This window comes from Frankia sp. AiPs1, from assembly GCF_023716945.1.
Taxonomy (GTDB): Bacteria; Actinomycetota; Actinomycetes; order Frankiales; family Frankiaceae; genus Frankia.
In genome coordinates this window covers 1-5,003 of sequence record NZ_JAMQQF010000448.1, presented here as the reverse complement: position 1 = coordinate 5,003, position 5,003 = coordinate 1, and the positions used below count along the sequence as shown (strand labels likewise).

Annotated in this window: 5 protein-coding genes and 1 pseudogene; 3 read left to right on the top strand and 3 right to left on the bottom strand. The window is 69.9% G+C overall.

The features are described from left to right. Window positions 1-115: 115 nt before the first annotated feature. Window positions 116-1,033, top strand: a complete 918-nt coding sequence (locus ND748_RS25005) for a transglutaminase family protein (RefSeq protein WP_251748457.1) — start codon at window positions 116-118, stop codon at window positions 1,031-1,033. Between the two features lie 48 nt (window positions 1,034-1,081). Then, window positions 1,082-1,327 (top strand): hypothetical protein, encoded by a 246-nt coding sequence (locus ND748_RS25000; RefSeq protein ID WP_251748455.1) that lies wholly within the window; start codon window positions 1,082-1,084, stop codon window positions 1,325-1,327. Window positions 1,328-1,436: 109 nt separating this feature from the next. On the opposite strand, the gene ND748_RS24995 is transcribed toward ND748_RS25000, so the two are convergent. Then, window positions 1,437-1,973, bottom strand: a complete 537-nt coding sequence (locus ND748_RS24995) for a glutathione peroxidase (protein ID WP_251748453.1) — start codon at window positions 1,971-1,973, stop codon at window positions 1,437-1,439. A 209-nt stretch (window positions 1,974-2,182) separates the two neighbouring features. Here ND748_RS24995 and ND748_RS24990 point away from each other — a divergent pair, with 209 nt between their 5' ends. Beyond that, on the top strand, window positions 2,183-2,365 hold the full coding sequence (locus tag ND748_RS24990) for a Trm112 family protein (protein WP_251748452.1): 183 nt from the start codon (window positions 2,183-2,185) through the stop codon (window positions 2,363-2,365). Between the two features lie 101 nt (window positions 2,366-2,466). Here ND748_RS24990 and rpsA read toward each other — a convergent pair whose 3' ends face one another. Together rpsA and ND748_RS24980 are read right to left on the bottom strand one after the other, a co-directional pair. After that, window positions 2,467-3,951, bottom strand: coding sequence for a 30S ribosomal protein S1 (gene rpsA / locus ND748_RS24985; RefSeq protein WP_163553481.1), 1,485 nt, complete (start codon window positions 3,949-3,951; stop codon window positions 2,467-2,469). A 756-nt stretch (window positions 3,952-4,707) separates the two neighbouring features. Next, window positions 4,708-5,003: pseudogene (locus ND748_RS24980) on the bottom strand (acyltransferase); the annotation flags it as partial.

The following is a 5,003-nucleotide window of genomic DNA, read 5'->3' as shown; positions in this document are numbered from 1 at the left end:
GTGAGATCCTGCGGCAGGCCGGTGCCGAGAGTCCGGCGGACCGCGAGGGACCTGTCGGCGCCGCGGCCCCGGAGTCGCCGCCTGCGGCGCTCTCGGCGTCACTCTGACCACGAGCATGGCAGGCGACACCACCTCGTCGGCCGGCCGGCAGATGCCCTGGCCGGCCGGTGGCGACGGCCTGGGCCGCGCGGCCGACAGGGGCCGCGTGGTGACCTGTGACCTGGCCTTCGACGTGCTGGAGCCCGCCGACATCGCGTTGCAGATCGCCCCCGCCGAGCGCGGCGGCCGGCTGCACTCCGAGCGCCTGGAGCTGGCGTCCGACGGCGCCCCCCTCGCCCCACGGGCCGAGTTGGCCGCGCCGCACGGCGGGCGGATTCACCTCCTGCGGGCGCCCCGCGGATTGTTCACGGCGTCCTACCGGGCACACCTCGACCGTCCTCGCGAGCGCCCCGGGCCGCGTTCGGACGGGGTGGCGGGCGACGAACCGCTCGATCTGCAGCGGCTGACCTACCTGCGCCCGAGCCGCTACTGCCCCTCCGACCACGTCGTCGGGCTCGCCGTGGCCGAGTTCGGTGCCCTGCCCCAGGGCCGGCCTCGGGTCGACGCCGTCGTGGACTGGATCCACCACCGGATCGGCTACGTCGCCGGCGCCAGCACAGTCCACGACACCGCCGAGGACACCCTGCTGACCGGGCAGGGGGTGTGCCGCGACTTCGCCCATCTGGGTGTCACCCTGTGTCGGGCGTTGGGGATACCGGCCCGGTTCACCGCGGTGTACGCGCCCGGGCTGACCCCGATGGACTTCCACGCCGTCTTCGAGGCCTGGACCGACGGCGGGTGGCACGTTCACGACCCGACCCGGCGGGTTCCGCGCGACGGTCTGGTCCGGATCGCGACCGGCCGGGATGCCGCCGACACCGCGTTCGCCGCAGTCCTGGCCGGCATCGCCACCCTGCGGTCGGTCGAGGTCACCGCCACGGTGACCGGACTCCTGCCAACCGACGACCACCGGGCCGAGGCTGTCCTCGCGTGACCCCCGCGGCCCCGACCTGCGAACGATCCGAACGAATGGAAGCCCACCATGAGTGACACCGACCCCGCCCGGCTGGACGAGATCGCCTTCCATCTGCTTACCGCGCAGCGGGCCAGCCGGGGTATCCGCCTGCTCGCCAACGCCGCGGTCGAGATCGGCGAACCGGTGGACGCGGCGGGCGTCAGCGCGGTCCTCGCCGAGTTCCGGGCGGCTTACCGCGAGGTCCACGCGGTCCTCGCCAGCGGCAACGCCGAGGACATCGTGTACCTCGCGGCCCAGCTCGATCGAAGCTGAGCGGGCAACAACGGACCGGCTGGGCCGCCCCGGCGACGCGTAGCCCGCGCCGGGGCGGCACGAATGACCGCTCACCGGCCAGACGCCGGTGAGCGGGGCCCACGCGGTGCTACGCCAGGATCGCGTCGAGGTCCTTGCGGATCTCCTCGGGGGTGACCGTCGGCTCGTAGCGGCGCACGACGTTACCGTCGGCGTCCACCAGGAACTTGGTGAAGTTCCACTTGACCTCGTCGGTACCGATCGCCTCGGGCCGGGTCTTCGAGACGTGCTCGTAGAGGAAGCCGGACTCGGGCCCGAAGTCGCCGGGCGCCTCGGCGCGCAGGTACTTGAACAACGGCGCGGCCTCGTCGCCGTTCACCTCGACCTTGCTCAGCACCGGAAAGGTGACGTTGTAGTTGGTCGAGCAGAAGTTCTGGATCTCCTCGTCGGTGCCCGGCTCCTGGCCACCGAACTGGTTGGACGGGAAGCCGAGGATCTCCAGGCCGCGGCCGTGCAGCTCCTGGTAGAGCGACTCGAGCCCCTCGTACTGCGGCGTCAGGCCGCACTTGCTGGCGACGTTGACGATCAGGAGCGTCTGGCCGGCATAGTCGCTCAGCGAGCGGCTGCTGCCGTCGGCGGTGTCGACGGTGTAATCGTGGACGGTCATGATCAACCTGACTCTCGTGACGGGTGAATCCGAATCCTCACGGCCGATGGTTCGGCCGCTGAACAGTCCTGACGCTACTCCGCCCCATGCTTTTATGTCACCATCTATGGTGCATAATTGTGCGCCTCTTCGACGGAGGCGGCCGTCTGGGATGCTCATGGGGTCCGACGGCAGCGACCGATGGCGACGAACGAACAGGAGCGCGCGACATGAGCATCGAACCCGACCTGCTGAAGATCCTTGCCTGCCCGGTCGACAAGGGGCCGCTGGAGCTGGTCGACGGCTGGCTCGTCAACCCGCGGCTCGGCCACCGCTACGAGATCCGGGACGAGGTCCCGATCCTGCTGCGGCCTGACCACGTCGACGCCGCGGTGGCCCGCGCCCAGCGCTGACCCCCACCAGACACGGCCGACCACACCTGACACACCTGACACAACAGCGGGGCCCGAGGAAGATTCCTCGGGCCCCGCTGTCACGTACGCGGCAGGGTTGTCTACTCCCGGCCGAACTGCTCCCGCAGGCGACGCAGTGCTTCCTCGTCGATCGCGGACGCAGGCTGGTCGGACTGGGAGGAAGCGGTGTAGGAGGAGGGAGCGGCCGCCGCGGCGTCCGCCTCCTGCGCGGCCCGGATCTGGACCTGGTGCGCCTCGAAGCGGGTCTGGGCCTCGGCGTACTGCCGCTCCCATTCCGCCTGCTGCTCCTCGTAGCCTTCCAGCCACTCCCCGGTCTCCGGGTCGAAGCCCTCGGGGTAGACGTAATTGCCCTGCTCGTCGTACTTGGCTTCCATGCCGTACTGGCTCGGGTCGAACGCCTCGCCGTCGACGGCCAGCCCCGACGCCTCGTTCGCCTGCTTGAGCGACAGGCTGATCCGGCGCCGGTCGAGGTCGATGTCGATCACCTTGACCAGGATCTCGTCACCGACGTTGACGACCTGCTCCGGAATCTCCACGTGCCGCTCGGCGAGCTCGGAGATGTGGACCAGACCCTCGATGCCCTCGTCCACCCGGACGAACGCACCGAACGGCACCAGCTTCGTGACCCGGCCGGGCACGACCTGGCCGATCGCGTGGGTGCGGGCGAACTGACGCCACGGGTCCTCCTGCGTCGCCTTCAGCGACAGCGAGACCCGCTCGCGGTCCAGGTCGACGTCGAGAACCTCGACGGTGACCTCCTGGCCGACCTCGACCACCTCGGACGGGTGATCGATGTGCTTCCAGGACAGCTCCGAGACGTGCACCAGCCCGTCGACGCCACCCAGGTCCACGAAGGCACCGAAGTTGACGATCGAGCTGACGACGCCCTTACGGATCTGACCCTTGGCCAGTTGGGCGAGGAACTCGGAGCGGACCTCACTCTGGGTCTGCTCCAGCCATGCCCGCCGCGAGAGCACAACGTTGTTGCGATTCTTGTCGAGCTCGATGATCTTGGCTTCGAGCTCACGCCCCACGTAGGGCTGCAGGTCGCGGACTCGGCGCATCTCCACGAGGGAAGCCGGCAGGAAGCCACGGAGGCCGATGTCGAGGATGAGTCCACCCTTGACAACCTCGATGACGGTGCCGGTGACGACGCCGTCCTCGTCCTTGAGCTTCTCGATCGTGCCCCAGGCGCGCTCGTACTGGGCGCGCTTCTTGGACAGGATCAGACGGCCTTCTTTGTCCTCCTTCTGGAGGACAAGGGCCTCGACGTGGTCGCCGACACTCACGACCTCGTGCGGGTCGACATCGTGCTTGATCGACAGTTCTCGGGACGGGATCACGCCCTCGGTCTTGTACCCGATGTCGAGCAGGACCTCGTCGCGATCAACCTTGACGATGATGCCGTCAACGATGTCCCCATCGTTGAAGAACTTGATCGTCTTGTCGACTGCCGCAAGGAAGTCTTCGGCCGAGCCGATGTCGTTGACCGCTACCTGTGGTGTGGTCGGGCTCTGCGCGGTGGTCACGGTCTCCACGGGTCGTACGTCGGTGGTGCTCGTCAAGGGGTCGGCTCCGACTAGGGGTGGTCGTCCGCGCGAGGGCCGGATCGAACCGCCGGGACCGAGGGACAGAGACAACGCAGAGAACGAAGAAACTGTCAGAACCGATAGCGACGCTCGAGTGGATCCGCTCGGTCTGAGACCCACGGACCCTCGTGCACAGACCCAAGTCTAGGGATGGGTGTCCGGAGTGGTCAACGGGAGCCGGCGCACGGACGCTCCCGAGCCGGGACTGCGGTCACTCTACGCAGACACAAGCCGTGCATATGTTGCTATCTGCTGTCGCCCCAACACGTTCGCGCGACCACGGCCGCGGCCAGCCGGTCCGCCGTCCGCCCGGCGAGCCGATCTCCATCGCGCTCGCTCCCCCCGGACGGGCGCACACAGCACGGTGGGATCAAAGGAGAAATCCGCTGATTCACCGACATAAGAGGCGAATCGACAGGGAGGTCGTGCGGAGGCGGAAAGTAGGCAGGTACCCTGCGTGGCGGCGAGGTGGCCGCGAGGTGGCCGGGGCCGCCGAGCGGCCACGGGCTGGTCGGGCGAGACGCCCGCGATCAGCGCAGGGCGGCCACGATCGGCGCAGGGCTGCCACCTTGGTCGGAAGACGGCCACCTTGGGCGGACTGCGACCCGATCGGCGCAGGGCGGCCACCTTGGCCAGGCAGCGGCCACAAGCGGCCGACGACCTCCGCAAGCGGCAGCGGACGGCCCCGATCGGCGGCGCTCCGGGACGGCCGAAGCCAGGTCGGGCGGCTGATCAGGCTCGGCCGGACGGGCCGTGCTCGGCGCCGCCGGACTCCGGGCGACTGCCCGGGCGGATCCACTCCAGCCCGTCGGGGCCCGGCCCCGACAGACGGTCGGCGTCGGACCGCGCCGGCCGGTCGGAGTCGAGCCGTGCCGGCCGGTCGGGATCAGGCCGGGCCGCCCGGTCAGGGGCGAGCCAGGGCCGGTCGGGGTCGAGCCAGGGCCGGTCGGGGTCGAGCCGTGCCGCCCGCTCGGAAGTCGACCGGGCCGGGTCGGTTCGGGCCGGGTCGGGCCGGGTCGGGCCGGGTC

Excerpts from the sequence above, each read along its gene's own strand:
- ND748_RS24990 (WP_251748452.1), top strand. The coding sequence starts at position 2,183 with ATGAGCATCGAACCCGACCTGCTGAAGATCCTTGCCTGCCCGGTCGAC.
- ND748_RS25005 (WP_251748457.1), top strand. The coding sequence starts at position 116 with ATGGCAGGCGACACCACCTCGTCGGCCGGCCGGCAGATGCCCTGGCCG.
- ND748_RS25000 (WP_251748455.1), top strand. The coding sequence starts at position 1,082 with ATGAGTGACACCGACCCCGCCCGGCTGGACGAGATCGCCTTCCATCTG.
- ND748_RS24995 (WP_251748453.1), bottom strand. The coding sequence starts at position 1,973 with ATGACCGTCCACGATTACACCGTCGACACCGCCGACGGCAGCAGCCGC.